The organism is Solirubrobacter phytolaccae (genome assembly GCF_027587195.1).
GTDB classification, from domain to species: Bacteria; Actinomycetota; Thermoleophilia; order Solirubrobacterales; family Solirubrobacteraceae; genus Solirubrobacter; species Solirubrobacter phytolaccae.
On record NZ_JAPDDP010000005.1, the window covers coordinates 72,816 to 97,944 of the forward strand.

At 71.6% G+C, this 25,129-nt stretch carries 23 protein-coding genes; 15 read left to right on the forward strand and 8 right to left on the reverse strand.

The annotated features are described in order from the left end of the window. Positions 1-10: 10 nt before the first annotated feature. Positions 11-1,150: an epoxide hydrolase family protein gene (locus tag OJ997_RS04215; RefSeq protein ID WP_270023777.1), complete on the reverse strand. Its 1,140-nt coding sequence runs from the start codon at positions 1,148-1,150 to the stop codon at positions 11-13. Positions 1,151-1,175: 25 nt separating this feature from the next. On the opposite strand from OJ997_RS04215, the gene OJ997_RS04220 reads away from it, so the two are divergent. Continuing rightward, positions 1,176-2,156, forward strand: coding sequence for a helix-turn-helix transcriptional regulator (locus OJ997_RS04220; protein WP_270023778.1), 981 nt, complete (start codon positions 1,176-1,178; stop codon positions 2,154-2,156). Positions 2,157-2,180: 24 nt separating this feature from the next. On the opposite strand, the gene OJ997_RS04225 is transcribed toward OJ997_RS04220, so the two are convergent. Further along, positions 2,181-4,319 (reverse strand): hypothetical protein, encoded by a 2,139-nt coding sequence (locus tag OJ997_RS04225; protein ID WP_270023779.1) that lies wholly within the window; start codon positions 4,317-4,319, stop codon positions 2,181-2,183. A gap of 174 nt (positions 4,320-4,493) precedes the next feature. Between OJ997_RS04225 and OJ997_RS04230 the strand changes: the two genes are divergently transcribed. Together OJ997_RS04230 and OJ997_RS04235 are read left to right on the forward strand one after the other, a co-directional pair. Further along, entirely contained in the window at positions 4,494-5,306 is an 813-nt protein-coding gene (locus OJ997_RS04230) for an HD domain-containing protein (protein WP_270023780.1), read from the forward strand. 28 nt (positions 5,307-5,334) lie between these two features. Further along, a complete protein-coding gene (locus tag OJ997_RS04235; protein ID WP_270023781.1) occupies positions 5,335-5,832 on the forward strand; it encodes a hypothetical protein in 498 nt (165 codons plus the stop codon). A gap of 153 nt (positions 5,833-5,985) precedes the next feature. On the opposite strand, the gene OJ997_RS37355 is transcribed toward OJ997_RS04235, so the two are convergent. Next, on the reverse strand, positions 5,986-8,457 hold the full coding sequence (locus OJ997_RS37355) for a SpoIIE family protein phosphatase (protein WP_270023782.1): 2,472 nt from the start codon (positions 8,455-8,457) through the stop codon (positions 5,986-5,988). 52 nt (positions 8,458-8,509) lie between these two features. After that, positions 8,510-9,340 carry an SDR family oxidoreductase gene (locus tag OJ997_RS04245; RefSeq protein WP_270023783.1) on the reverse strand — a complete coding sequence of 277 codons (831 nt, stop codon included), beginning with the start codon at positions 9,338-9,340 and terminating at the stop codon, positions 8,510-8,512. A gap of 51 nt (positions 9,341-9,391) precedes the next feature. On the opposite strand from OJ997_RS04245, the gene OJ997_RS04250 reads away from it, so the two are divergent. Beyond that, complete coding sequence (locus OJ997_RS04250) at positions 9,392-9,565, forward strand: cupredoxin domain-containing protein (protein ID WP_270023784.1); 174 nt, start codon at positions 9,392-9,394, stop codon at positions 9,563-9,565. On the opposite strand, the gene OJ997_RS04255 is transcribed toward OJ997_RS04250, so the two are convergent. Further along, positions 9,562-9,744 (reverse strand): hypothetical protein, encoded by a 183-nt coding sequence (locus OJ997_RS04255; protein WP_270023785.1) that lies wholly within the window; start codon positions 9,742-9,744, stop codon positions 9,562-9,564. The genes OJ997_RS04250 and OJ997_RS04255 overlap by 4 nt on opposite strands. A 140-nt stretch (positions 9,745-9,884) precedes the next feature. Here OJ997_RS04255 and OJ997_RS04260 point away from each other — a divergent pair, with 140 nt between their 5' ends. Continuing rightward, positions 9,885-10,136, forward strand: coding sequence for a hypothetical protein (locus OJ997_RS04260; RefSeq protein ID WP_270023786.1), 252 nt, complete (start codon positions 9,885-9,887; stop codon positions 10,134-10,136). Here the strand turns inward: OJ997_RS04260 and ald are convergent. Continuing rightward, the gene (ald, locus tag OJ997_RS04265; RefSeq protein WP_270023787.1) at positions 10,133-11,248 is read right to left on the reverse strand and encodes an alanine dehydrogenase; all 1,116 of its coding nucleotides are present in this window, start codon (positions 11,246-11,248) and stop codon (positions 10,133-10,135) included. The two genes, OJ997_RS04260 and ald, sit on opposite strands and share 4 nt — an antisense overlap. On the opposite strand from ald, the gene OJ997_RS04270 reads away from it, so the two are divergent. Continuing rightward, positions 11,156-11,761 carry an Lrp/AsnC family transcriptional regulator gene (locus tag OJ997_RS04270; RefSeq protein ID WP_270023788.1) on the forward strand — a complete coding sequence of 202 codons (606 nt, stop codon included), beginning with the start codon at positions 11,156-11,158 and terminating at the stop codon, positions 11,759-11,761. The genes ald and OJ997_RS04270 overlap by 93 nt on opposite strands. Here the strand turns inward: OJ997_RS04270 and OJ997_RS04275 are convergent. Beyond that, complete coding sequence (locus OJ997_RS04275) at positions 11,750-12,331, reverse strand: SDR family NAD(P)-dependent oxidoreductase (RefSeq protein WP_270023789.1); 582 nt, start codon at positions 12,329-12,331, stop codon at positions 11,750-11,752. The two genes, OJ997_RS04270 and OJ997_RS04275, sit on opposite strands and share 12 nt — an antisense overlap. Beyond that, entirely contained in the window at positions 12,328-14,400 is a 2,073-nt protein-coding gene (locus OJ997_RS04280) for a DUF6421 family protein (RefSeq protein WP_270023790.1), read from the reverse strand. Before OJ997_RS04280 ends, OJ997_RS04275 begins: the two co-directional genes overlap by 4 nt. Before the next feature lie 72 nt (positions 14,401-14,472). Between OJ997_RS04280 and OJ997_RS04285 the strand changes: the two genes are divergently transcribed. The 9 genes from OJ997_RS04285 (at position 14,473) to OJ997_RS04325 (ending at position 25,109) form a co-directional block, all read left to right on the forward strand. Then, a complete protein-coding gene (locus OJ997_RS04285; RefSeq protein WP_270023791.1) occupies positions 14,473-14,907 on the forward strand; it encodes an Lrp/AsnC family transcriptional regulator in 435 nt (144 codons plus the stop codon). A gap of 100 nt (positions 14,908-15,007) precedes the next feature. Continuing rightward, entirely contained in the window at positions 15,008-16,348 is a 1,341-nt protein-coding gene (locus OJ997_RS04290) for a hypothetical protein (protein WP_270023792.1), read from the forward strand. Beyond that, positions 16,345-16,998 (forward strand): hypothetical protein, encoded by a 654-nt coding sequence (locus OJ997_RS04295; RefSeq protein ID WP_270023793.1) that lies wholly within the window; start codon positions 16,345-16,347, stop codon positions 16,996-16,998. Before OJ997_RS04290 ends, OJ997_RS04295 begins: the two co-directional genes overlap by 4 nt. 12 nt (positions 16,999-17,010) lie before the next feature. Next, complete coding sequence (locus tag OJ997_RS04300; RefSeq protein ID WP_270023794.1) at positions 17,011-20,094, forward strand: ATP-binding protein; 3,084 nt, start codon at positions 17,011-17,013, stop codon at positions 20,092-20,094. After that, on the forward strand, positions 20,091-22,055 hold the full coding sequence (locus OJ997_RS04305) for an FAD-dependent oxidoreductase (RefSeq protein WP_270023795.1): 1,965 nt from the start codon (positions 20,091-20,093) through the stop codon (positions 22,053-22,055). Before OJ997_RS04300 ends, OJ997_RS04305 begins: the two co-directional genes overlap by 4 nt. Then, on the forward strand, positions 22,040-22,624 hold the full coding sequence (locus OJ997_RS04310; protein ID WP_270023796.1) for a hypothetical protein: 585 nt from the start codon (positions 22,040-22,042) through the stop codon (positions 22,622-22,624). Before OJ997_RS04305 ends, OJ997_RS04310 begins: the two co-directional genes overlap by 16 nt. Next, positions 22,621-23,649, forward strand: coding sequence for a polyprenyl synthetase family protein (locus OJ997_RS04315; protein ID WP_270023797.1), 1,029 nt, complete (start codon positions 22,621-22,623; stop codon positions 23,647-23,649). Before OJ997_RS04310 ends, OJ997_RS04315 begins: the two co-directional genes overlap by 4 nt. Further along, positions 23,646-24,308, forward strand: a complete 663-nt coding sequence (locus OJ997_RS04320) for a Crp/Fnr family transcriptional regulator (protein ID WP_270023798.1) — start codon at positions 23,646-23,648, stop codon at positions 24,306-24,308. The genes OJ997_RS04315 and OJ997_RS04320 overlap by 4 nt, the downstream gene beginning before the upstream one ends. 171 nt (positions 24,309-24,479) lie before the next feature. Further along, positions 24,480-25,109, forward strand: coding sequence for an RNA polymerase sigma factor (locus OJ997_RS04325; protein WP_270023799.1), 630 nt, complete (start codon positions 24,480-24,482; stop codon positions 25,107-25,109). Positions 25,110-25,129: the final 20 nt, after the last annotated feature.

Below are 25,129 nucleotides of genomic sequence, written 5' to 3' on the forward strand. Positions count from 1 at the left end.
GCCGAATGTTCTACGGGCGAGCCGCGCGCCCGGCGTAGAACTCACGCACCGCGCGCACGAGCTCGTCCGGCACCTCCATCGCGGCGAAGTGGCCGCCGCGGGGGTGCTCGGTCCACGAGACGATGTTGGTGTTGTCGCGCTCGGCGAAGGGGCGGATCGTCTTGAAGTCGTCGGCGAACACGGCGACGCCGATCGGGCCGTCGTTCACGCGCACGGGGACGTCCTTCTCGACGTGGTGCAGGAGCACGGCGCCGGCGGAGGTGTTGGTCAGCCACTGCAGGCTGACCTGCAGCAGCACCTGCTCAGGGGTCATCAGGCTGGTGCCGTTGCCGAAGTTCTCGAAGAGCTCGTGGTAGGCAAGCAGCCCGATGGGGGAGTCGCTCAGCGCCGCGGCGATCGTGAGCGGGCGCTTGGCGTTCATGTCGGCATAGCCGTTGACCGTCTGGAACCAGCCGGCGAACTCGAGCGCCGCGTAGTCGTCGGGGCCCACGCCCTCGAACTCGGCGGGGTCGCCGGACGGGAACGAGAACAGCTGCAGCACGTGCGCGCCGAGGAACCCGTCCGGGTTGGAGATCGCGAGCTCGCGGGAGAGCATCGCGCCGCCGTCGGACCCGTGCGCGCCGTAGCGCTCGTACCCGAGGCCGCGCATGAGCCGGTCGAACGCCCGCGCCGTGCGTTCCAGCGTCCAGTCGGTGGACGACAGCGGCGTGCTGAAGCCCATCCCGGGCAGGCTCGGGATGACGAGGTGGAACGCGTCCTCGGCGCGGCCGCCGTGCGCGGTCGGGTCGCTGAGCGGGCCGATGACGTCGAGGAAGTCCGCGAACGAGCCGGGGTAGGTGTGGGTGAGCAGCAGCGGCGTCGCGTCCGCGTGCGGCGAGACGACGTGCAGGAAGTGGAAGGTCTGGCCGTCGATCTCCGTGCGGAACTGCGGGTGGGCGTTCATCCGCGCCTCGTGCGTGCGCCAGTCGAACTCGGTGCGCCAGCGCTCGACCAGCGGGCGCAGGTAGGAGACGGGCGTGCCCTGGGTCCAGCCGGCGCCTGGCCACTCGGCGGCGAAGCGGGTCCGGGCCAGGCGGGCCTGCAGGTCGTCCAGCGCGTCCTGCGGGATGTCGATGGTGAAGGGCTCGATCTCCAGCGCGGTGTTCGTCATGAACGGCAAGGTATGCTCAATTCAGGTGCAAAACGTTCCGCAATCGACCTCGAGTCGGCTCCTGCTGCTGCTGGGCTACCTGCAGAGCCAGCCGGTCTGGAGCGGCCCTGACCTCGTCGGGCTGCTCGGCGTGACCGATCGGACGCTGCGCAAGGACATCGAGCGACTCCGCGGACTGGGCTATCCGGTCGACGCGACGCGCGGCCCCGGCGGCGGCTACCGGCTGGGCCGGCACGGCCAGCTGCCCCCGCTGCTGCTCAGCGACGACGAAGCGGTCGCCGTGGCCATCGGGCTCGGGAGCGCCGGCGTCGCCCCGGGCTTGGCGGACGCGAGCGCCGCGGCGATGGCCAAGCTCGAGCGGACGCTGCCGGACCGGCTCCAACGCCGTGTCCGGGCGATCCACGCCAGCACCGAAGCCGGGCCGGCCAACACCGGCACCAACGAGCCGGAGGTGCCGGTCGACCCGGACCTGCTGGCTCAGCTGGCCGCCGCCATCAGCGGCCGCGACGGCGTGCGCTTCTCCTACGACGGCACCGAGGGACCGGTCACCGCCGACCCCTACCGGCTCGTGAGCTGGCGGCAACGCTGGTACCTCGTCGCCCGCGAGCAGCCCGGCCGCGAGTGGCGCGTGTACCGCGTCGACTGGATGCGCCTGCGCTTCCCCGGCGGCGCCCGGTTCGCACCCGCCCCGCTCGAAGGCGGCGACTACGCCGCGTTCGTCCTGCGCGACGTCGCCTCGACCGGCTGGAAGGTCCACGCCCGCATCCTCGTCGACGCTCCCGCCCAGGACGTGCTCGACCGGATCAACCCCGCGGTCGGCGTCGTGGAGACCGTCGACGACGGCCATTGCGTCCTCGTCACCGGCGCCGACACCCTCGAGACCGTCGCCGTCTGGATCGGCATGCTCGGGATCGACTTCCACGTGAGCGAGCCGCCCGAGCTCGTCGAGCACCTGCGGGTCCTGGCGCAGCGCTACGCGCGGTCCGTGCCAGGAGGCCCGGGGTGATCGCCCCGGGCCTCGGCACATGATCTACGGGTTTGTGGTGCTCAGCGTGAAGGTGAGCGTCTTGCTGTACGTGCCCGTGCGCAGCGCGTCGGTCTTGCTGACCGCCTGCTTGAAGGTCACCGGGACCTTCTCGTTGGACGTCGGGCCGGTCCAGGTCTTGACGGTGCCGAGACCCTGCAGCGGCTGCGGCAGGGTGAAGGAGCCGTTGACGAGGAAGCCCGGCGTGGTGCCGGCGTCGGCGACGCTGAGCGCCGCGTCACCCGCGGTGGAGATGACGGTCGCCTCGGTGGTGGCCGTGTACTCCTTGTCGACGCCCGGCGTGAACGCGCCGAACGTGGCCGGCGTGCCGAGCGTCAGGGCGAGCGTGGCCGCGACCGTGCCGCCCGGGGTGCCCGTGACGGCCGTGCTGTTGATGACGTAGGCGACGGTCTTCGTGGTCGTGTTGCCGGCCTTGTCGACGGCGGTGACCGTGTAGGACGCGGGACCGATCTTGGACGTGTCCAGGTTCGTCGTCGCGCTCGTGCACGAGTCCACGCCGAGGCCCTCGTCGGCGCAGCTGAACGCGGCCGGGACGGTCGAGTTCTGCAGGTAGCCGACGCCCTCGTTGGACGACGTCACCGTGGGGGCGACGTTGTCGGCCGTGATCGCGCCGATCTGGGTCTGCGGGTTCGAGTACGCGACCGTGTTCGCCCGGTCGGTGAACGAGTTGTCGAGATCCCAGACCATGAGGCCGCGGTAGATGTCGGCCTCGTAGATCTTGCCGTTGTACCAGTAGGTCGACCAGTCGCCGCCGTCCGGGTAGCCGTCGCTGCCGTACGTGGTGGTCTTGGGCAGCGCCTTGGGGTCGGCGTAGGCGATGACCTTCGGCGCGGCCGGCTGCGAGTAGTCGATCACGTTGATGCCGGCCTGGTAGTTGCCGGACACGAGGAAGTTGCCACCCTTGGTGGGCACGGTGTTGAAGTTGTGCCAGGTGCAGTTCTGGGTCGAGTCCTGCTCACGCGGCATCTGGACCGTCGAGATCTGGTCGCCGGTCGCGGCGTTGAGGATGAACAGCGACTTGAAGTGCGCCGAGTCGATGGGCTCGCAGCTTGCCTGGACACCGCCGCCCGGCTCATGGCCGAACACGACGGTCTTGCCGTCGTAGCTGAACGTGGCCGAGTGACCGCCGCTGGCCATCATGTTCTTCGACCACAGCTGGATCGGGTTCTCGATGCCGCCCGGCAGCGTCGGATCGATCGTGGTGTCGAACTTGAACAGCGTGATGCCGTTGCCGCCGGCGCAGGACGCGAGGCTGTTCGCGCCGTTGAGGAAGACCGTGTTGTCGTGGCACTGGCGGCCGGCCGGCGCCTGCTTGACGTACTCGGCCTGGGTCGGATCCGAGATCTTGATCTTCAGGACGTCCATCCACGTGCAGGTGCTGCTCGAGCCGCCGTTGTAGATGTACAGCGCGTCGTTGGCCGGCGACGGCACGGCCGTGGCCGTGTGCGAGCCGCAGCCCTTGCGCGGCACGTCGTTGACGCCGAAGCGCAGCCCCTGCTTGCCGTCCGCCGGGTTGTTGCCGACGTCGATCATGACCGGGTTGGTCGGGTCGGTGATGTCGAAGAGGTGGACGCCCTCGAAGCCCACGCCGACGAGCGTGCCGCCGCAGGACTGCGTCGCGGCACCGTCGGCCCTGGTCGCGGAGTCCCACGAGCGCACGAGGATGTTGCCGTAGACGACGACGTCGCCCTGGGAGGTCGTGCAGCTCTTGTTCAGGTGCACCTGCTTGGGCTTCGACGGGTCCTTGATGTCGATCACGACGAAGCCGTCGTTGGTGCCCATGTACGCGTAGTCGCCCTGGAACGCGAGATCCGAGTTGTACGGGCTCGGCAGGTACGGGATCACGTTCGCCGAGTAGCCGACCGGCGTCATGTTCGGCGAGTACTCGAACTCGCTCACCATCTGCTCGAACGTCGGGTCGTCGGCGATCGTCACGCCCGCGGCGCGCGCCTTGGCCAGCGTCGAGGTGACCGCGCCGCCTTCGCCGCCGCACTCGTGCGCGAAGTCCGGGCGGTGCATGCCGACCCAGGTCGCGCTGTTGACCGACAGGAAGCTCTTGTTCGCCGCGGCCTTCGCGTTGGCGCTCGCGCACGGATGCGCGATCGCCGACGATGGCGCACACAACGCTAACGCCAGCACCGATCCAGCACCTGCCAAGGCGGCCCTCATCGCCTTATGCATCAGTAGTCCCTCTCTCGTTGAAGTACTCCTCCTAAAGACGACCTAATCAGGTTCTCATCAAGCGGTGCAAGCGGCCGGGCGTGCACCTGTCTCCACAGTTGCGAACATGCATAGGCGATGGCCGATCCTCCCCTGACCCCGCGCGAAGCCGTGGCGGCGATGCGCATCCACGCGCCGACCGAGCGCAACCCGAAGCTCTCCCGCTTCCTCGAGAACGCCAACGCGAACGACAAGCTCAAGGCGCGCTGGCACATGCAGCAGGTCACGGCGACCCGGATGGACATGAACGACCACTCCTGGGTGCACCTGCAGATCGTGCTCAACCGGGCACTGCACCTGTTCCGGCTCCTGCACCGCGCGGGCCTGGAGTCCTCGATGGAGAAGGACTTCGACCTCTCGCACAAGGACGCCGAGGTGGTGATCGCGGGCGGCTGCCTGCTGCACGACCTCGGGATGTCGATCCACCGGATCGACCACGAGGTGTACAGCCTCCACCTCGCCGCCGATCTGCTGCCGGAGCTGCTCGGGAACGTCTACGAGGAGCCGGAGCGGACGGTCGTCGCGGCGGAGATCACGCACGCGATCATCGGCCACCGCAAGGGCGGGCGCCCGCTCACGCTCGAGGCCGGCATCGTCCGCGTCGCGGACGCGCTCGACATGGAGCAGGGCCGCTCACGCGTCGCGTTCGAGACCAGCCTGCCGAACATCCACTCGCTGTCGGCGGCCGCGATCGACGAGGTCCGGATCGTTCCCGGCTCCGAGCGCGCCGTGCGCGTCGAAGTGGCGATGAACAACTCCGCGGGCGTGTTCCAGCTCGACGAGCTGATGGCGACGAAACTGCGCGGATCGGGCCTCGAACCTCACGTCGAGCTGATCGCGCGCATCGACGCCGAGCACGAAAAGCGATTGCTCAAGGTCTACCAGATATAGGTGTGGGCGAGCCGGGGATATCGCTCTCATGCTCCGGCCACTGCTGCTCGCGCTCACCGCGCTGTTGTTCGCCGCTCCTGCCGCCCAGGCGTGCATCGACCAGCCGCTCTCGAAGCCGTTCACGCCCTGGCTGGACTACGCCCACTACCAGGCCGCGCCCGAGGACTGGACCCTCGACGGCGCGGCGTTCACCGGCGGCGGACACCCGTGGGGCGGCGGCAACGAGTCGCTCAGCATCCCCGCGGGGGCGAGCGCCATCACCGATCCCGTCTGCATCACGCTCGTGCACCCGACGCTGCGCTTCTTCGCGCGCGGTACCGGCACGCTGACCGTCTCGGTGATCGCCGCCGGCGGACTCGAGCTGCCGGTCGGCGTCGTGCTCGGCACGGGCGGCTGGTCACCGTCGCCGGTCCTGCCGATCGTCCTGAACCTGCTGGGCGAGCAGGACGTGCGCTTCCGGTTCACCAGCGCGCTCGGCGCGTTCCGGATCGACGACGTCTGGATCGACCCTTACTCCAAAGGCTAAGCCCGGACCCACCGATCCCCGCGGCGTCTCGCCGCCGTATGCACCGCCCCTGGCCGACCGGCCGGGCCACGAAGGACACCGCCCTGCGTCGGCCCGGCCGGCCGACCATGGACGGCACCTACGACGCCGAGCCATCCACGGGTCATCGATGGGTCAGGGCTGAACGCGGATCGCGAGCAGCGCGAGGTCGTCGCGCAGCGGGTCGGGCGCCTGCGCCGACAGGTGCTCGACGATTCCGCGCGCGTCGAGGCGGCGCGCGCCCGCGACCGCCGTGTCCAGCTGCGCGGGCGTCATCACGTGCGGGGCGCGGGCCTCGGTGAGGCCGTCCGTGTAGAGCACGAGCGCGTCACCCGGCGCGAGCCGCGTCGTGCGGTCGGCGGCCTCGGTCGTCTTCAGCAGGCCGACGACGGTTCCGAGCGCGCCGAGCTCCTGCACGAGCCCGGTCGCGCGCAGCACCCGTGGCGCGGGATGGCCGCCGCAGGCGACGGTGACCATGACCGCGTCGTCGAGCTCGATCCGCGCGCACGCGAGCGTCACGAACCGGTCCGCCTGCTGGCGCAGCATCGCGTCGTTCAGCCAACGCAGGACGTTCGCGGGGGAGCGGTGGCGCGTGACGGCCGCGCGGATCGTGTAGCGGACGAGCGCGGTCACGGCCGCGGCCTCCGCGCCCTTCCCGCACACGTCGCCGATGACCGCGAACCACTCGTTCCGGCCGAGCGGGAAGAGGTCGTAGAAGTCGCCGCCGACCTCGTTGATCTCGCCCGCCGGGCGGTACAGCGCGGCGGTGTCGAGGCCCGGGATCACCGGCAGCTCGGGCGGAAGCAGGGAGCGCTGGAGCGTGTGCGCGATCGCCTCGCGCTGGCGGTACAGGCGCGCGTTCTCAACGGCGTTGCCGACCCGCAGCGCGAGCTCGCCCCCGGTCGCGTGGTCGACCGCGCCACCGAGCAGCATCCGGCCCTCGTGGAGCGGGAACAGCACCGACGGCATGCCGATCCCGGCCCGGAAGCGTTGCGCGCCGTCGAGCTCGATCACGCACGCGCCGCCGAAGTGCGCGGCGGCGAGCCGCGTCACCTCCGGGAGCGTGCGGTCGAGCTGCAGCGAGCTCGCGAGCACACGCGAGGCCTCCGACAGGAACCGCTGGGACTCCTCCGCCTGCTTGATCTCCGTGATGTCCTCGATGACGCTGATCGCCAGGCGGGGATGCGCGCCTTCGAGCACCGGGCTGGCCTTCACGCGTGACCACCGGTGCGAGCGCTTGATCACGAGCGGCTCGGGCTCCTCGCCCTCGAACACATGGCTGCCGGGGAGGAGCGTGGGCGCGACGCCGAGCGCCTCGCCGAGGTTGGCGGCGCCGTTGAGCAGCCGCGTGGCCGCGCCGTTGGCGAACACGAGCCGGCCGTCCGGCCCCTCGGCCGCGATCGCGTCCGCGACGCCTTCCAGGATCGCCCGCAGCTCGGCCTCCTTGCGGCGCATCAGCTCCTCCAGCCGCAGGTTCTCGAGCGTCACCGCGGCCTGCGCCGCGAGGTGCTCGAGCAGGTCACGCTCGACCGCGCTGAACGGAGACCCCTCGCGCATGACCGCGAGCACGTGGCTGTGGCCGACGCCGATCGCGAGCGCGTTCGCCTGCGCCGCGCCGAGCGCGAGCTCCGCCAGCTCGAGCGCCGGGCCGACCTCGCCGATCGCCAGCCGCGGCTGCAGCCGCCCGTCCTCGGCGATGTCCGACAGCCGGCCCGCGTCGGCGTGCAACGCCTCGACGGTGGTCGCGAGCAGGATCCCCTCCAGCCGCGCCCGGTCCTCGGGCTCGTCCCCGCGTTGCAGTCGCCCGGCCTGGCGGCGCAGGTCCTCGGCGCGGGCGTCGAGGGCACGGGTGGAGCGCCGGAACGCGCGCTCGAGCTCGAGCTCGTGCTCGATCCGCTCGCCGCGTTCCCGCGCGATCAGGCCGAGCAGCGCGGCGGGCGCGATCGCCAGCAGGTACGCGTACTCCTGCACCTCGGACACGCGCGCGGCGAGGTAGCCGATCGGAGCGAGCGTCGCGTCGATCACGTACACGAGCGCCAGCACCGGCAGCAGCTCCGCCGGGCTGATGCGCGAGCCGAACCACTCGCGCGCGGCGGACGCGGCGTAGTCGCCGGCGAACTGCGCGAGCAGCGCGAGCGCGAGCACCGCCAGCGTCGGTTCCCCGATGGCCACGACCACGAGCGCGGGACCGATCGCGTACCAGCCGTCGGCGACGACGACCGCGAGCCGCTCCGGATGCGCGCGCTTGCGCAGGAGGTCTGGCAGCTCGCCGAGCACGGCGCCGAGCGTCACCAGCAGCGGCACCGCGGCGGCCGGGGTGAGGAACAGCATCGGCACGAACACGACCTGCGTCGGCCGGATGAGCCCGGTGCCGAGCTGGAAGCGCACGCGCCGGACGAGCGCGTAGGAGAGCACCAGCAGCGCCGCCGTGCCCGCGGGCTCGGGGTCCGCGGTCGCGCCCATCACCGCCGCGATGACGAGGAACAGCCCGGCCGCGGCGAGCTCCGTCGTGCGCTCGGTGCGTGAGAGCCGTCGCGTGACCGCGGGCGTCCGTCGCTCGAGCAGCGTCTCGGCCAGCCCGGCGGCGGTTTTGAGCGCGGCGCCCACGGTCAACGCGCAGTATCAAGAACCGCGCGCGTCCAATGTGTCAGTACGGAAACTAGTCCGCGGAGTCAACGAAGAGGTCGACCTGGGGTGTGGAACCGGGGACGTAGGCGTACTGGTCGAAATCGGTGACGCCCTCCTCGCGCAGCACGTCCTCGCACAAGTAGGTGTTGCCCGTGCACTCGCGGCTCGGCCGGGTGATCACCGCGTACGCGGCGTCGGCATACAGCTCGGGCTTGCGCGAGACGCTCATCGCGGCGTCGCCGCCGAGCAGGTTCTGCACCGCCGCGGTGGCGATCAGCGTGCGCGGCCACAGCGCGTTGGAGGCGACGCCGTCCTCGCGCAGCTCCTCGGCCAGGCCCAGCGCGAGCAGGCTCATCCCGTACTTGGAGAGCGTGTAGCCGATGTGGCCGCCGAGCCACTTGGGCTCGAGGCTGATCGGCGGCGAGAGCGTGAGGATGTGCGGGTTCTCGGCGGCCTTCAGGTGCGGCAGGCACGCGCGCGAGACCACGAACGTGCCGCGGCTGTTGATCGACTGCATCAGGTCGAAGCGCCGCACGGGCAGGTCTTCCGTCTTGGACAGGTTGATCGCGGACGCGTTGTTGACGCACACGTCGATGCCGCCGAACGTCTCCACGGTCTTGGCGACGGCGGCCTCGACGCTGCTCTCGTCCCGGATGTCGCCGACGATCGGCAGCGCCCTGCCGCCCGCGGCCTCGATCTCCTCGGCGGCGGTGAACACGGTGCCCGGCAGCTTCGGGTGCGGCTCGGCGGTCTTGGCGATCAGCGCGACGTTCGCTCCGTCCCGCGCGGCCCGGAGTGCGATCTGCAGCCCGATCCCGCGGCTGGCGCCGGAGATGAACAGCGTCTTGTCCTTGAGGCTCATGGCGCCTGAGTCTCACGGAATAGGCCGCGGGCTGTGTGCGTCTCATCCGGCATGACCCGCGCCCCCTCCGGGAGACACAACGTCACGCCCGCCAAGGGCGGCGCCGGCTCGCGCACGACCGACAAGAAGGGCTACACGTTCACGAAGAGGTTCACGAAGGCCGGGACGTTCACGTACGTGTGCACGATCCACCCGTCCATGAAATCGACCGTGAAGGTGAGCTAGCGCTGGATCGTGACCGGCGCGGCGAGGCTGCTGACGGCGGTGCCTTCGCCGTCGCACTCGAGCACCGAGATGTTCTCGGCCGCGTTTTCGTCCTCGCGGATCATCGCGTAATAGGCCTGCAGGGCCTGTTTGCGCGATGGGAACGCGGCGAGCGAAGCACCGTAGCTGTCGATGAGCAAGTAGTACATACGTCCTCCCGTGCTGCGCAATGTAAACGCACGGATCGGGATCGCACAAGCGCGAACACTGGACCGAGGTCGAGCCATGTCCGTGGGAAAACCCGATGGTCCAGTTCCGCGCGAGGGTCGATGCTGTGGACATGCCCCTTCTGACGCTGCGCTACGGAATCCCGTTCGCCCTCGTGCTGGGGGGCTTCGTCCTGCTGTTCGCCGTCGAGGACGAGATCCGCTGGGACGGCTGGGCGATGCTGGTCGGCTCCGGCCTGTCCGTGCTGCTGCTCAACTGGCTCTTCCGCCTCGGCGTCGCCGGTGACAAAGAGCGGGATCAGGAAGAGGCCGCGCGCGAGTACTTCGGCGCGCACGGCCACTGGCCCGACGAGAAGGGCGACTAGGCCGCGAGCGCCGCGGCCGGCGTCACGAACGCCAGGCCCTGGTCGTTGGCGACCGGCTCGCTGGTGACGGCACCGCCCGCGACGCTGAGGCCCTGCTCGAAGCCCGGGTCACGCTCGAAGGCGCCGCGCACACCGTGGTCGGCGAGCTCGAGCACGTACGGCAGCGTCGCGTTCGACAGCGCGGCCGTGGAGGAGATCGGCACGGCGCCCGGCATGTTCGCGACGCAGTAGTGGCTGATGCCGTCGACCGTGTAGACCGGGTCGGTGTGCGTCGTCGGCTTCGAGGTCTCGAAGCAGCCGCCCTGGTCGATCGAGACGTCGACGAGCACGGCGCCCGGCTTCATCAGCGCGAGCTGCGCGCGGGAGACGACGTGCGGCGCGCGGGCGCCGTGGACGAGCACCGCGCCGATCACGACGTCGGCCTCCTTGAGGCCTTCCTCGATCGACAGCGTGGAGGCGAAGACGGTCTTGCCCTGGCCGAGGATGAGGTCCAGCTCGCGCAGGCGGTCGATCGAGCGGTCGTAGACCTTCACGTCGGCGCCCATGCCCTGCGCGACGCGCGCGGCGTTGAGGCCGACGACGCCGCCGCCGATGACCATCACGTTCGCGGGCTCCACGCCCGGGACGCCGCCCATCAGCACGCCGCGGCCGCCCTGGGGCTTGGCGAGCATGAACGCGCCCGCCTGCGCGGCGAGCCGGCCCGCGACCTCGCTCATCGGCGCGAGCAGCGGCAGGCGGCCGTGCGCGTCGGTGATCGTCTCGTACGCGATGCAGGTGGCGCCGGAGTCGATCAGGCCCTTGGTCAGCTCGGGCGCGGGCGCGAGGTGCAGGTAGGTGAAGAGGGTGTGGTGCGGCTGCAGGCGCGCGATCTCGACCGGCTGTGGCTCCTTGACCTTGACGATCAGCTCCGCGGCGGCGAAGACGGCATCGGCGTCCTCACCGAGGGTCGCGCCCTGCTCGGTGTAGGCCTCGTCCGTGATCGCGGAGCCGAGGCCCGCGCCCTTCTGGACGATGACTTCATGACCGCGCCGGGTGAGCTCCCGAACGCCCGCGGGGGTGAGGGCAACGCGGGCTTCGTCGGTCTTGATCTCGGTGGGGACGCCGATGCGCACGGGGTTCTCTCCAGGGGGTGTGGGGTACGCGTGCGATCATCCACGGGCCCACAGCCCGAATCGAGTCTGACTGTGAAATCAGTAGCGCTAGACGAGACAGACCACCGAATCATCAAGCTGCTTCTCCGAAACGGAAGAGCGCCGTTCGCGTCGATCGGGGCGGAGGTCGGCCTCTCGCCGCACGGCGCGGCCGACCGCGTGCGACGGCTCCAGCGCGCGGGCGTGATCACCGGGTTCAGCGCGAACGTGGACTCGCAGACGCTCGGGCGCTCGCTCGAGGCGCTGATCGACGTGCGGCTGATGCCGTCGACGGACTCCACGCACTTCGAGCGCCTCGCGGGCGGCCTGGACGCCGTGCGCGAGGTGCTGTTCCTCACGGGCCGCTGGGACTACCAGGTCAGCGTCGCGTGCACGGACGCCGACGACCTCGACCGGACGGTCCGCGCGCTCCGCCAGCAGGGCGGCGCGGCGCAGACCGAGACCCGGATCGTCATGCGGAGATCAGCCGTGTAGGGCGAGCCGCTGGCCGTTCATCTTCTCGGCCGCGGGGGAGAGCAGGAACGCGATCGCGTCGGCGATGTGCGCCGCATCGGTGAACGTGGCGAACTTCGCGTCGGGCTTCGCCGCGCGCATCTCCGGCGTGACGATCGCGTTGACGGCGATCACGTTCGCGGTGATCTCGTCGGCGAGCGCGAACGTCCACGCCTCGGCGGCGGCCTTCGCGGCCGCGTAGGCCGCGTTGCTCCAGGTCGGCTCGAGCGCCTGCTTGGAGGACACGATCACGAAGCGCCCGTTGTTCGCCTTCAGCGGCTCCAGGAACGCGCGCGAGGCGTTCTGCACGGTCGTGAGCAGCTGCTTCTGCAGCCACTCGGTGTCCGCCGGGTCGACGCCGCCCTTCCAGCCGCCGACGAGGTGCACGAGCGCGGTGACGCCGGTCAGGGAGTCCGCCCACTGCTGGGTCTGCTGCGCGTCGAGCAGGTCGACCTCGCTGCTGCGGGGCGCCGAGACGGTCGCGCCGTCGCGCTCCAGGCGCGCGATGACCGCTTGGCCGAGCGCGCCCCCGCCGCCGGTGATCGCGATCACGCGGCGGCTCCCGCCAGCTCGACCGTCTCGTCGAGCTTGGCCTTGAGCGAGATGTAGAACAGCGAGAGCGGGAACTCGTCGGGCTGGACGAGGTCGATGAAGCGGCGCGGGTCGCCCTGGTCGCTCAGCTCGCGGACGTCCTTGCGCCACGCGCTGTCGGCCGCCGGCTTGACGTAGGTGGAGACCAGGTCGTGCGCCGAGGCCCAGTACTGCGGCTTGGTCGAGTCGATCCCGTCGCGGTAGAGCGTCTCGACCTGGGTGCGCAGGTTCGCGACGCCCTCGGCGATCCCGTCCCACTCGATCGTGAGCTCGTTGTTGGTCCAGTGCACCAGCTCGTGCTTGTGCAGGAAGGCGAACAGCAGCTGGCCGCCGAGCCCGTCGTAGTTGCGCACGCGCGGGCCGGTGATCGGGAAGCGGAACAGGCGGTCGAGCAGGATCGCGTGCTGGACGTAGCGCGCGAACGCGAAGCCCTCCTGCTCGAGCTTGACGGCCTCGACGAACGCGGTCAGGTCGCAGCGCAGCTCCTCCAGCGCGTACATCCAGTACGGCGCGCGCTGCCGGATCATGAACGGGTCGAACGGGAGGTCGCCGCGGCTGTGCGCGCGGTCGTGGATGAGGTCCCAGAGCACGAACGCCTGGCGCGACAGCTCCGGCGAAGCGAGCAGCGCGGCGGCGTCGGGGGCGAGGTTGAGGGACAGCACGTCCGCGGCCTTGGTGGCGACGGCGCGCAGGCGCGCGGCCTCGCGGTCGCAGAAGATCGCGCCGAAGTGGTTGGCGGGCTTGCCGGCGACGCTCACCGTCTCCGGGAACAGCACGGCGGTGTTGGACTCGTAGCCGGACGTGCGGTCCACGAACGTGACCGGCACGAACTTCGGGTTCTGGAAGCGGGTCGCCTCCAGCTGCGCGAGCCACTCGGGCCACGGGACGCGGATGATCAGCGCCTCGAAGACCTTCTCGGACGGGCCGTTCTGCTTGTACATCGGGAACACGACGAGGTGCTCGATGCCGTCCTCGCGGTGCAGGTCCGGGCGGAACGCCTCGAGGCTGTTCGTGAAGTCGGGCTTCTCGAAGTCCCAGGCGTTGAGGTCGGCGATCACCGCGTCGAGGTAGTCGGCTTGGTGCGGGAAGTGCGGGCGCAGCACGTCGATCGCGGTGGTGATCGCCTCGATGTCGGCGTCGGCGCGCTTGTCGGCGTCGATCGAGCCGTCGGCGTTCTGGAGCGCGCGGAGCGCCTCGATCTCGCCCTTGAGCGCGGCCCACGCGGGGTCGGCCTTGGCCGCCGACGGCTGGATGTCCTCGGCGTGGTTGAAGGACGGGTTCGCGACCCAGTAGACGAGGTTGAGCCACAGGTCGGCGTGGTCGTACTCGCCGAGCGTGTCGTCGCCGAACAGGTCGGAGTCCGAGAGCACGACGACGCGGCCGGCGCCGTGCTCGGTGACGACGGCGAGCGGCGCGTGCGGCGCGGTGGCGGTCGTCGAGGCGCGCGCGATCACCTTCGCGCCGTTGGTGGTCGCGAGCGTGCCGGCGCGGTACAGGCGGATCTCGTTCACGCGCGCGAGCACGTCGGCGGACGAGCCGCGGCCGTTGGAGGTCAGCAGCGGGCGGATCCAGGTCGGCGTGCCGTCGGACTGCTCGTAGTCCTGCACCGTCGCGGTCTCGATCTGGATGCCGAAGGACGCCAGCAGCTCGTTGAGGTTGTTGCCGTAGCGGTCGTGGTCGCACTCGCCCAGCACGATCAGCCCGCCGCCGGCGTGCACGAACGCGCGGATCGCCTCGATCTCGTCGGCGCTCAGCTGCGGCGAGCCGACGCCCGTCGTCGCCTCCCAGCGCGGGTCCGACGGGTGTGCGAGCACGAGCACGTCCGCGTCGATCTGCGTCAGCAGGCCCTCCGTGTGCGCACGCACCGTGAAGTCGCGCTGCTCGAGCAACTTGGCCGCCTTCACGTACGAGACGTCCTCAGGATGCGCGGGCTGCATCCGCTGCGCGACCTCAGGCCGGATCGTCCAGGCCTGGCTGTGGGCTTCGTCGAAGAGCAGGGTCGCGGGCTTGTTCGGATGCAGGAGAGCCATCCGTCAAAGGTACGGCGCGGTCCGCCGGCCCTCAAGACCGTTCTGCGGCGTCTGTGCGCAAGAATCCAACGTATGGACGACGTGAATCGACAGATTCTTGCGCTCCTCGTCGAAGACGGCAGGCGCAGCTACGACGACATCGCGCGTCGTGTCTCCTTGTCTTCCCCGGCGGTCAAGCGCCGAATCGACCGGATGCGCGCCGACGGTGCGATCCGCGGCTTCAGCGCGGTCATCGACCCGGAGGCGTTCGGCTGGCGCACCGAGGCGCTGGTCGAGCTCTTCTACGCGCCCGGGACCCTGCTCGAGCAGGTCGCCGCGTCCCTCGCGCGCCACCCGCAGGTCGTCGAGGCCTGGAGCGTCACCGGCGACGCTGACGCCATCGCCCGCGTGCGCACGAGCGACAACCGCGACCTCGAGCGGCTGATCATGGAGCTCCAGCAGGACGGGCAGGTCATCCGCACCCGCTCCCAGATCATCATGAGCGACCTGATCGCTCCGCGTGCATAGTCCGCACGCTGACATTCGGTAAACAAGTGCACTTTGGTACTAAGCCGATGTAACCCGTTTCACGCTTGACCGGTGGAGAAAGGGTTACCGTCGCCTCGGTTTGGCTCCCAAGCGCAAGAGCCCGCTGAACGAGCGTCTCGTCACGGCGATGCTCAGCGTGCAGTTCCACTCGCTCGGCCGTGAAGGGCAGATCGGGCGTCCGCCGACGCTCGTGTCGCCGGACCTCGCGCCCCTGCCACTCGACGAGGCGCTCGACATCGTCCGCGCGAAGGGCACCGAGGACTTCCAGCGCGAGGTCATGTGGACCGTGCTCCGCGGCTCTCCGCACCCCCCGTTCCGCGAGCCGTTCCGTGGCCGCCATCTGCGGTATCCGCCGCCCGTGCGCTTCTACTGCGAGACGCTCAAGTTCGACCTGGCCGTCTTCGACGAGCGGCGTAGCCAGTACCGCAGCGACGCCCGCCTGTTCGCCGCGGCGATCGTCAGCTACGCCCTCGAGCGACTGGACGTGTTCGCGGCGCTGCAGGCGGTGATCGTCAAGCGCGAGGAGGGGTCGCTGTTCGCGAGCGAGCTCCTCCAGGAGGCGCTCGGCGGGCCCGTCGAGGACTTCCTCGGCTTTCTCCATGACATGGAGAAGGTCCCGCGCCCCGGCGAAGACACGCTCACGCAGCAAAAGCGGTGCGCCCGCTCCCTGCGCAACTTCGAGGAGGAAGTCGGCGTGAGCCTGGAGACGTACGTGGGCGAGTTCGCCGACACGGTGGCCTTCATGGAGACCTGGAACGCGCGCGAGAAGCCGGGTCGGCTGGAGCTCGGGGCGCAGGCGCCGCGGGTGTATCCGGCGTTCACCGTCGCGCTGCAGGACCCGAAGACGCTGACCACGTCGGTCACGTCGACCTCGCTGGTCAGAGCCGACGATCTGCAGCCGCTCCTGGTGGCGATGGACCCGCGCAGCTGGGACGGCCTGAGCACCTGGTTCAGGGAGGTCAAGTACGTCAAGAAGCGGAGCAAAGACCGCGGGACACCGCACAAGCCCAAGCAGCTGCGCGAGGTCGTCGACATCCACTCGCGCGGGGGCCAGACCGACATGGGCTTCTTCGAGAACCTGCTCTGGGTCGAGTTCAAGGTCGGCAGGGACAAAGAGGGCCGCGCGGACAAGGGCTGGGCGACCCTGGACTTCTCGCTCGCGGAGAGCGTCCGCAGCCGGCTGCTGTGGGACGAGCGGCCGGGCGGGCTGCTGGTCAACTCCGGCTGGACGAAGCTGCGGTGCATCAGCCCGGGGCTCTGGCGGCTCACGGCACGCAAGGTGCTGCGGTTCTCCGACCGAACCCCGCAGTCCGGAGGCAACACCCCGTTCGACTTCGGCCAGACGCTCAACCTGCTTGCCCCATCGGTGTTGAGCAGCTGGCTCGAGAGCGACATCTACAGCACTGGGAGGCAGGCATGAGCAGCGACCCGCCGCGCTCCGGCACCGACGGCTGGGACCGCATCGGCGAGTTCATGAGCCGCATGAACGAGACCGGCGCCGTGATGGCGCAACGCAACCTCGACGCCTGGACCGAGATCTCCGCGGACCTGCGCGACCCGAAGTTCACCGCCGACGCGTGGGCGCGCAGCAACGCGAAGCTGTTCGGCACGTTGCTCGACAACGCGCAGGAGATGGCCACGCTGTTGGGGACCTCACCGGGCAACCAGCCCGCCGCGAACGTCATCCCGACGGTGTTCCTCCTCTTCGTGATCGAGATCCCCGACGACGACGGAGCTGATGACGCGTCGAAGCGCAAGCTGGTCCGCGACCCGTTTCCCGACGTGCCGCCGATCGACGCGCCGCGGTGGATCTCCCGGTGCCCGCCGCGCGCGTCCCTGTGGCTGGCGGGCGGCACGGGCGACGATGATGCCGTCGCCGTGCGCAAGTCGATCACCATCGCCCGCGACAAGAAGAACCTGCGCCGGTACAACGTCACCTACAAGTCGCGCAAGGCCACGAAGCAACTGCCCCTCGGCAGCTACAGCGGGGTGAGCTATCTCGAGCTGGGCACGACCTACGTGCCGCTCGCCGACGTGCGCGTCGTCGTCCGCCGCGCGGACACCGACTGACGGCGCGGGCGCATGGCGAGCGAGCACTTCGCGAAGCAGATCGAGAGCCTCTGGGGCGACGCTCGTCACGCCCACGACGACGGTGACGGTGAGCGGGCGCGGGCGCTCGCGTCCGCGGTCCTGGCGCTCGATCCGGAGCACGCCGAGGCGCGCCGGCTGCTGGACGGGTCCGCTCGCCGCTGCCAGATGACGTTGATGTTCTGCGACCTGGTCGGGTCCACGGCGCTCAGCCAGACGCTCGATCCCGAGGACATGACCGAGGTGCTGCGCGGCTACCGGGCGATCTGCGCGCAGGCCGTCCAGCGGTTCGGCGGCTTCATCGAGGACCGCCAGGGGGACGGGCTGCTGGTGCGGTTCGGGTTCCCGAGCGTGCACGAGGACGACGCGCGCCGGGGCGTGCTCGGGGGCTTGGAGATCGTCCGCGGCGTGCGCGCGCAGCGGGAGCACGGCGTCGAGCTCCACGTGCGCGTCGCGGTCCATACGGGCATGGTCGTGATTGACGACGGCGGAGTCGTCGGTGCCGCGCCCAACGAGGCCTCGCGCCTGCAGACGTTCGCGGAGCCCGACACGGTGCTGATCAGCGAGGCCACCCACGCCCTGGTCGACGGCTACTTCGACGTCGAGGCCCGCGGGGTGGCGACGCTCCGGGACGTGCTCGCGCCGATGCGCATCTACGCGGTCGCGGGGGAGCGTGCCGACCGCCGGTTCGACGCCACCGGTGACCTGACGCCGTTCACCGGCCGTGAGCGGGAGCGTGACGTGCTCGTCGGCGCTTGGCGTGACGCGGCCGAGGACGACGCCTCGCCGTGCGTGCTCGTCAGCGGCGCCGCGGGCATCGGGAAGTCGCGGACGATCATGGAGGCGGCGCGCGTCGCCGGGACGGATGTGCGCCTGTGCCCGTGCTCGGGCTATCACCAGACCACCAGCCTGCACGCGTTCCGTGACGTGCTCGAGCAGGCGTGCGGCATCGCGGAGCACGACGACACCGGCCGGCGCCTCGCCAAGCTCCGGTCGGCCGTCGACACGGCCGACGGCGATCTGCCGCTGCTGGCGGCCGCGCTCTCGATCCCGCTCGAGGCGACCGTCCCGCAGTCCGAGGTCGACCCGAGCCTGCTGCGGACCAAGGCGATCGGCGCGGCGGCCGACCTGGTGCGCAGCGCCGCCGCGGAGGCGCCCGTGTTCCTGGTCGTCGAGGATCTGCACTGGGCGGACGAGTCGACCTTGGAGCTGATCGGCCTGCTGCTGGCGGCGCCGCACCCGGGCCTGCTGATCGTGCTGAGCGGGCGCGAGCGCTTCCAGCCGCCCTGGGACGAGGCGCCCCTGCAGCGGGTCGAGCTCGTCCCGCTGTCGACCGGCGAGTCGCAGGCGATGGCCGTGCGGCTGGCCGGAGGGGCCGGGCTCGGCGCCGACCGGCTGCGCGCGCTGATCGCCCGCAGCGACGGCATCCCGCTCTACCTGGAGGAGCTCGTCCGCAGCTCCGACGTGAGCGATCCGCGCGGGCTGTACCCGGCGATCCGCGAGCCGGACCCACGCATCCCGTCCGCGCTGCGCGACTCGCTGCTCGCCCGGCTCGCGTCACCCGGCGTGAACCTGGAGCTCGCGCAGATCGCGGCCACGATCGGTCGCGACGTCGACCGCGAGCTGCTCCAGCGCGTATCGGAGCTTGCGGACTCGACGTTCCACACCCGGCTCGCGAACCTCATGGCCGCCGGGCTCGTCGACGGGTCGGGCGAGCACATGATCCGCTTCCGCCACGAGCTGATCCGCGTGGTCGCGTACGAGACCCAGCGGCGGGCGGAGGCGCGGGATCGCCACAGCCGGATCGCCGACCTGCTCGGCACGACCGCGCGCCCCGCCTCCCGTGACGCCGGCGAAGCCGCCTTCCACCTCGAGAAGGCCCACCGCTTCGACGAGGCGATCCTGGCCTACGTCGACGCCGCGCGCGCCGGGCAGGCGTTGGGCACGCACAAGGAGGCGACGACGGACCTGACCCACGCGCTCGGGCTGATCGAGCGGCTTCCGGCGGGGCGCGAGCGCCTCGTGACCGAGCTCACCGTGCGCGGGCTGCGCAGCTTCAGCGCCGTGATGGCGCGCGGGTTCTCCGCCGAGGAGGCGATGGAGGACCACGCGCGCTGCGTCGAGCTGTGCACCGAGCTCGGAGGCGGGCCCGAGCAGCTGTCGAGCCTGATGCTCGGGTGGGCCTACTACTGCTCGCAGGGCGACCTCGTCGAAGCCGATCGCGTGTCGGACACGATCGAGCAGGCGATCGCCGCGGCGGGCATCGCGCTGCCCGCGCGCGAGGTCTTCAAGGGCACCACGCGCTCCTTCCAGGGCCACCTGCAGGAGGCGCGCGAGTTGATGGAAGGCGGGCTCGCGCACGCCTGGTCATCACCGCCGGGCCGGACGCCGGAGCACTGGCCGATGCCGAACGACCTGGCCGTGTCGGTCAGCGGCCATCTCGCCGTCACGCGGTGGATCATGGGCGACCCGCACGGCGCCCGGCTGATCGGCGAGCAGGGCCTGCGCCGCGCCGCGACGCTGCCGTTCCCGTTCGGGCCGTTCAGCAAGGCCTACCTCGACGGCTGCCTCGCGCTCGTGCAGCGGCTGGCGGGCGAGCACGCCGTGTCGCTGCGCCACGGCCAGGAGATGCTCGCGACCGGCGAGCGCCACGGCTTCGCGCTGTGGTCGCTGGTCGGGTGGATGCACGTGTCCTTCGACCGTGTGCACCTGGGCGAGCTCGAGGCGCTCGACGCGGCCGTCGCGGCGGTCGAGCAGTGGCGGATCGCGCGCGCGTCGGAGGTGTGGACGCCGTACTTCCTGACCGCGCTCGCGGCGGCGCAGCTCCACGCGGGCCGCGCGGGCGAGGCGCGCGTGACGCTCGACGAGGCGCTGGCGGTCGCGGCCGCGACCGGGTCGGAGTTCTTCGCGTCCGAGACGCTCCGGCTGCGCGGCACGCTGCGCTGGGAGAACGGTGACCCGGGCGGGCTGGAGGACCTGCGCCACGCGGTCGAGAAGGCGCGCCGGCAACGCGCGGCCGCGTTGCAGCTGCGAGCGACGGTCGCCCTGGAGGCCGCGAACGAGTTCGCGGCGCCATGACCGCGTCCCGGCCGCGCAGGGTGGCGATCCTGGGCGGCGGGATCGCCGGGCTCACGGCGGCGTGGGAGCTCACCCGGCCCGAGCTGGGCGGCCGCTTCCAGGTCACGGTCTACGAGCGCGACTGGCGACTGGGCGGCAAGGGCGCCAGCAGCCGTGGCGTGCACGGCCGGATCGAGGAGCACGGGCTGCACGTCTGGCTCGGCTACTACGACAACGCGTTCCGGCTGCTGCGCGAGGTCTACGCGGAGCTCGACCGCGAGCGCACCGACCCGGGCTGCCCGATCGCCGGCTGGCGCGACGCGTTCATCGCCTCGAGTGAGGTCGGCGCGGCCGATCGCACGCCCGAGGGCTGGTCGCACTGGGTCGCGAGCTTCACCGGCAACGCGCACGAGCCGGGGGTGGAGGGCGGGGCGACCGGACCGCTGGCGGTGGCGACGTTCGTCGAGCGCGGGCTGCGGCTGCTCGCGGACTTCGCCGCGTCCGTGCGCGCGGAGCCGTCGCCGGTGGCGGCGGGCGTCGTGCTCAGCGCCTCCCCGCACCCACCCCGGCAGGCGGCGCCCGACGACTTCGCGAGCGTCCTCCGCCAGGCCGAGATCGCGACGTTGATCGGCGCCGTGCAGTCGCTGCGGCTGCTGCGCGCCGGTGTCCCGGCCGACAGCGCGCTGGGCGCCCGCCTGCTCGAGTTCCTCGACCGCACGCGGGTCGAGCTGCTGGACCGGATCCGGCGCGACGACGACGCCCGCCGCACGTGGCAGCTCGCCGACCTGCTGCTCGCCTGCCTCTCGGGCATCGTCTCCGGCGGCCTGCTCGGCAACCCGGCGGCGTTCGCGGCGATCGACCGCTGGGACTTCCGCGACTGGCTCGCCCGCCACGGAGCGGACCGCGAGACGCTCGACTCGCCGCTCGTGCGCGTGATGTACGACTTCGTGTTCGCCTACGAGGGCGGCGATCCCGCGCGGCCGCGGTTCTCCGCCGGCCTGGGCGTGTTCCTGTCCTACAAGCTGTTCTTCGAGTTCCGCGGCGCGATCTTCTGGAAGATGCGCGCCGGCATGGGCGACGTCGTGATGGCGCCGCTCTACCAGGCGCTGCGGGCGCGCGGGGTGCGGTTCGCGTTCGCGCATCGCGTGCAGCGCCTGCACGTGGACCGTGCGCGGCGGCGGATCGCGGCGGTGTCGCTGGTGCGGCACGCGGCCGGGCTCGACCTCGAGCCGCTCGTGCACGTGCGCGGGCTGCCGTGCTTTCCGTCGCGCCCGCTGCCGCGTCCGCGCGAGTCGGCGCGGCTCGTCGCCGGGGACGACTACGACGTCGTCGTGCTGGCGGCGGCGCTCGGGGCGCTGCCCGAGATCTGCGCGGAGCTGATCGAGGACTCGCCCGACTGGCAGGCGATGACGATGCTGCTCGGGACGGTCGCGACGCGGTCGCTGCAGGTGTGGACGCGCGCGGGGGAGGAGGAGCTCGGCTGGCGGCACCCGGGGGCGACGGTCGCCGGCTACGCGGTCCCGTTCGAGGTCTACGCGTCGATGACGCACACGCTCGAGACCGAGGACTGGCCGGACGCGGACCGGCCGCGGTCGGTGGGGTACTTCTGCGGCGTCATCGATGACCGGCTCGGCAAGCAGTCGGCGCGCAGGCGCGCGCACGACGACGCCGACGCCTTCCTGCGCGGACCGGTCGGGCGCTACTGGCCCGGCTATCGGGAGCCGGACCTGGTGTCGCGGTACACGCGCGTGAACGTGGAGCCGACCGAGCGCTACGTGCAGTCGTTGCCGGGCACGGCGCGCTGGCGGCTGAGCGCCGACACGTCGGGCTACGAGAACCTCGTCCTCGCCGGCGACTGGATCGACAACGGGCACAACGCGGGCTGCGTGGAAGCCGCGGTGCTGTCCGGGCTGGAGGCGGCCAACACGGTGCGCGGGCGCGGGCTGATGGAGGGGGTGCTCGGCTCGTGGAGCCGCGCGTGAACGACGACGGGCTCCGCGCCGCCGAGGCGGTCTTCGACCGCATCCTCGACGGGCTGGAGGAGCGCTCGTCCTCGCCGCCGCTCTCGGACAGCGGGCAGGATCTCCCACCGGCCAGCCGCGTGCGGCTCACGCAGGTGCGGTCAGCGGCGGCGCGTACGCTCGACCTCTACGCGGACCTCTTCCAGCGCGCATTCGAGACCTACGCGGACCTCGCGCAGGCCGCGCTGCACCCCGGCACCGACCCGTCGCCGGACGTGCCGCTGGCGCTCCTCGGGCGCGCGGGCGAGGAGGCCCAGACGACCGTGTGGCTGCACAACGTCACCGCGGCGCGCGTGGACGGCGTCGAGCTGTTCATGACGGACCTGAACGCGGCGTCCGGCGCGCGGATCAGCGCCGCCTTCGCGTCCTTCTCGCCGGAGACGGTCGAGCTCGAGCCGAGTGCGAGCACGGGGTCGATCCTGCGCGTGCAGATCCCGCTGGGCGCGGCGCCGGGCCGGTACCACGGGCACGTGCTCTCGCCTGCCCTGCCGGCGAGCGCGCTCGCCGTGTGCCTGGTGGTCGCGCCGTGAGCGCGACGCTGACCACCGTCGAGGAGACGCTCGCGGGCTACGCGCGGCTGATCGGCGAGGAGGTCGAGCGGCGGCTCGCGCGCGAGGACTCGCCGTACCTCGCCTCGCTCGTGCGCGAGTACCCGCGGCGCGGCGGCAAGGGCATGCGCCCGGGGCTGTTGATCGCGACCTGCCGGGCGTTCGGCGGGCCGACGCGGGAGGCGCTCGGGGCGGCGGTCTCGCTGGAGCTGCTGCACAACGCGTTCCTGATCCACGACGACTTCCAGGACGCGAGCCGGCGCCGGCGGGGTCTGCCGACACTGCACGAGCTGCACGGCGCGCCGCTCGCGATCAACGCGGGCGACGCGCTGGCGACGTTCGCGCTCGAGCCGCTCCGCGACACGAGTGTGCTCGGCGGCCGGCTCGCGCGGCGAGTGCTCGACGAGGTGCTGGCGATGATCGTCCAGACCACGGAGGGGCAGGCGCTCGAGCTGGGCTGGCGGCGCGACAACGTCGTCGCGCTGGCGCCGGCGGACTACCTGGAGCTCGTCTCGAAGAAGACGTGTTGCTACAGCACGGTCGCGCCGCTGCGGCTCGGGGCGCTGATCGGCTCGCGGGCGACGGTACCGCTCCGGTCGCTGGCGCGGTTCGGGTTCCACCTCGGCGCCGCGTTCCAGGTCCGCGACGACCTGCTGAGCGTGATGGGGTCGGGCGCCGTGCACGGCAAGGACGCGCTCGGCGACATCCGCGAGGGCAAGCGGACGCTGATGCTGCTGCACCTGCTGGGGGCGGTCGATGCGTCGCGGCGCGCGTGGCTGGTCGAGTTCCTGGGGGAGCCGGAGGAGGCGCGGAGCGATGCCGACGTCGCGCTCGTGCGCGAGCTGATGGAGCGCCACGGCAGCCTCGAGTTCGCGCGCGCGTACGCCGATCGGCTGGCGGTCGCGGCCGACGCGGCGTTCGAGGACGCGTTCGCGGGCGTGCCGCGCTCCGAGCACGTCGAGTTCATCCACGCGCTCATCCCGTACATGCTGGAGCGCACGGCATGACGGCCGACTTCTGGGCGGGGCTGGAGCCGGCGGCCCGCGAGGCGCTGCGCAAGCGCGGGCAGTCGTGCACATACGCGCGCGGGCGGGAGCTGCTTCACGAGGGGCAGGTGCCCGATCGCGTGCTCCTGCTGCGCTCCGGGCTCGTGAAGGTCAGCCGGGTCGTGCTCGGCGGGCGTGAGGTCGTGCTCGCCTACCGCGGGCCGGGGGAGCTGGTCGGGGAGCAGTCGGCGCTGGACGGTGAGCCGCGCTCCGCCACGGTCGCGGCGGTCGAGGCGGTCGACGCGTTCGTGTTCACGCACTCGGCGTTCCGTGGCTTCCTGCGCGAGCATCCGGAAGCGGCGCTGGTGCTGCTCGCGCTGATGAGCCAGCGGCTGCGTGAGGCCGACAGCCGCCGCGCCGAGTTCTCGACCCTGTCGACGATGGGTCGCGTCGCCTCGCGCCTCGCCGAGCTGTGCGACCGCTTCGGCGACGAGCACGACGGCCGCATCCGGATCTCGCTCCCGATCACCCAGGACGAGCTGGCGGGCTCCACCGGCGCGTCGATCGAGTCGGTCGGCCGGGCCCTACAGACCATGCGCTCGCTCAAATACATCGAGACCAAGCGCCGCGAGATCCAGGTGCTCGACCGCGAGGCGCTCGATGCCTTGCGCAACGCCTGATCCACGCCTTTAGGCAGCGCTTTATTCGGTGCTCGTGCCCGTCAAATGACGGGTTCCGCGCACGCCAGATGGCGTATGCGGGGGAGACGCGCGGACGTAGCGTCTTCCCTGCAAATAGCCCCCATTCAGCCGGTGTGCCCCCGCGCCGTCTGAGCCTCCCGGAGTCCCGCCATGCTCCACACCCACCATCAGAACCGCGAATACGTCGCCGCCCTCGACGCCGAGCGGCAGCGCCGCTCGACCGCCGACGGCCGCGCGCTCGAGCGCATGATCGCCGCCGCCGCCAGGGGCGACCAGTCGGCCTGGTCGGCGCTCGTCAGCCGCTTCAGCGGCAGGATCGCCCGCGTCGCCCGCGGCTACGGCCTGAACCCCTACCAGGCCGACGATGTCGCCCAGGAGACCTGGCTGCGTCTGTACCGCGGGCTGGAGCGGGTCCGTGACCCCCAGGCGCTCGGCGCCTGGGTGGACACGACCGCGCGGCGCGAGAGCCTGCGGGCCCTCAAGCGGCGCGGGCGCGAGGACCTCACGGGCGAGGACCTGTTCGTCGACGTCGTCGCCTACGACGACCCGGACGAGGCGCTCCTCGCGGAGCGTCGCGTCGCGCTCGCGGCCGCCCTGGCGCGGCTTCCGGAGCGCCAGCAGCGGCTGATGGAGTCGCTGCTCGCCGACACCGAGCCCAGCTACGCGGACGTGTCCGCGGAGCTCGGGTTGCCGGTCGGCAGCATCGGCCCCACCCGCGGCCGCTGCGTCGAACGGCTGCGCCGCATCCTTGCGCCGGAGCTCGCCGACCAACCTCGCTGAGAGCCGACCCGTCACTTCGG

What these genes read in the sequence shown, in the direction of transcription:
- OJ997_RS04305 (WP_270023795.1), top strand. Translation starts at nt 20,091, where the DNA reads ATGACCGCGTCCCGGCCGCGCAGGGTGGCGATCCTGGGCGGCGGGATC.
- OJ997_RS04300 (WP_270023794.1), top strand. Translation starts at nt 17,011, where the DNA reads ATGGCGAGCGAGCACTTCGCGAAGCAGATCGAGAGCCTCTGGGGCGAC.
- OJ997_RS04260 (WP_270023786.1), top strand. Translation starts at nt 9,885, where the DNA reads ATGCCCCTTCTGACGCTGCGCTACGGAATCCCGTTCGCCCTCGTGCTG.
- OJ997_RS04215 (WP_270023777.1), bottom strand. Translation starts at nt 1,150, where the DNA reads ATGACGAACACCGCGCTGGAGATCGAGCCCTTCACCATCGACATCCCG.
- OJ997_RS04320 (WP_270023798.1), top strand. Translation starts at nt 23,646, where the DNA reads ATGACGGCCGACTTCTGGGCGGGGCTGGAGCCGGCGGCCCGCGAGGCG.
- OJ997_RS04270 (WP_270023788.1), top strand. Translation starts at nt 11,156, where the DNA reads ATGACCGCGCCGGGTGAGCTCCCGAACGCCCGCGGGGGTGAGGGCAAC.
- OJ997_RS04250 (WP_270023784.1), top strand. Translation starts at nt 9,392, where the DNA reads ATGACCCGCGCCCCCTCCGGGAGACACAACGTCACGCCCGCCAAGGGC.
- OJ997_RS04295 (WP_270023793.1), top strand. Translation starts at nt 16,345, where the DNA reads ATGAGCAGCGACCCGCCGCGCTCCGGCACCGACGGCTGGGACCGCATC.
- OJ997_RS04280 (WP_270023790.1), bottom strand. Translation starts at nt 14,400, where the DNA reads ATGGCTCTCCTGCATCCGAACAAGCCCGCGACCCTGCTCTTCGACGAA.
- OJ997_RS04285 (WP_270023791.1), top strand. Translation starts at nt 14,473, where the DNA reads ATGGACGACGTGAATCGACAGATTCTTGCGCTCCTCGTCGAAGACGGC.
- OJ997_RS04245 (WP_270023783.1), bottom strand. Translation starts at nt 9,340, where the DNA reads ATGAGCCTCAAGGACAAGACGCTGTTCATCTCCGGCGCCAGCCGCGGG.
- OJ997_RS04235 (WP_270023781.1), top strand. Translation starts at nt 5,335, where the DNA reads ATGCTCCGGCCACTGCTGCTCGCGCTCACCGCGCTGTTGTTCGCCGCT.
- OJ997_RS04230 (WP_270023780.1), top strand. Translation starts at nt 4,494, where the DNA reads ATGGCCGATCCTCCCCTGACCCCGCGCGAAGCCGTGGCGGCGATGCGC.
- OJ997_RS04325 (WP_270023799.1), top strand. Translation starts at nt 24,480, where the DNA reads ATGCTCCACACCCACCATCAGAACCGCGAATACGTCGCCGCCCTCGAC.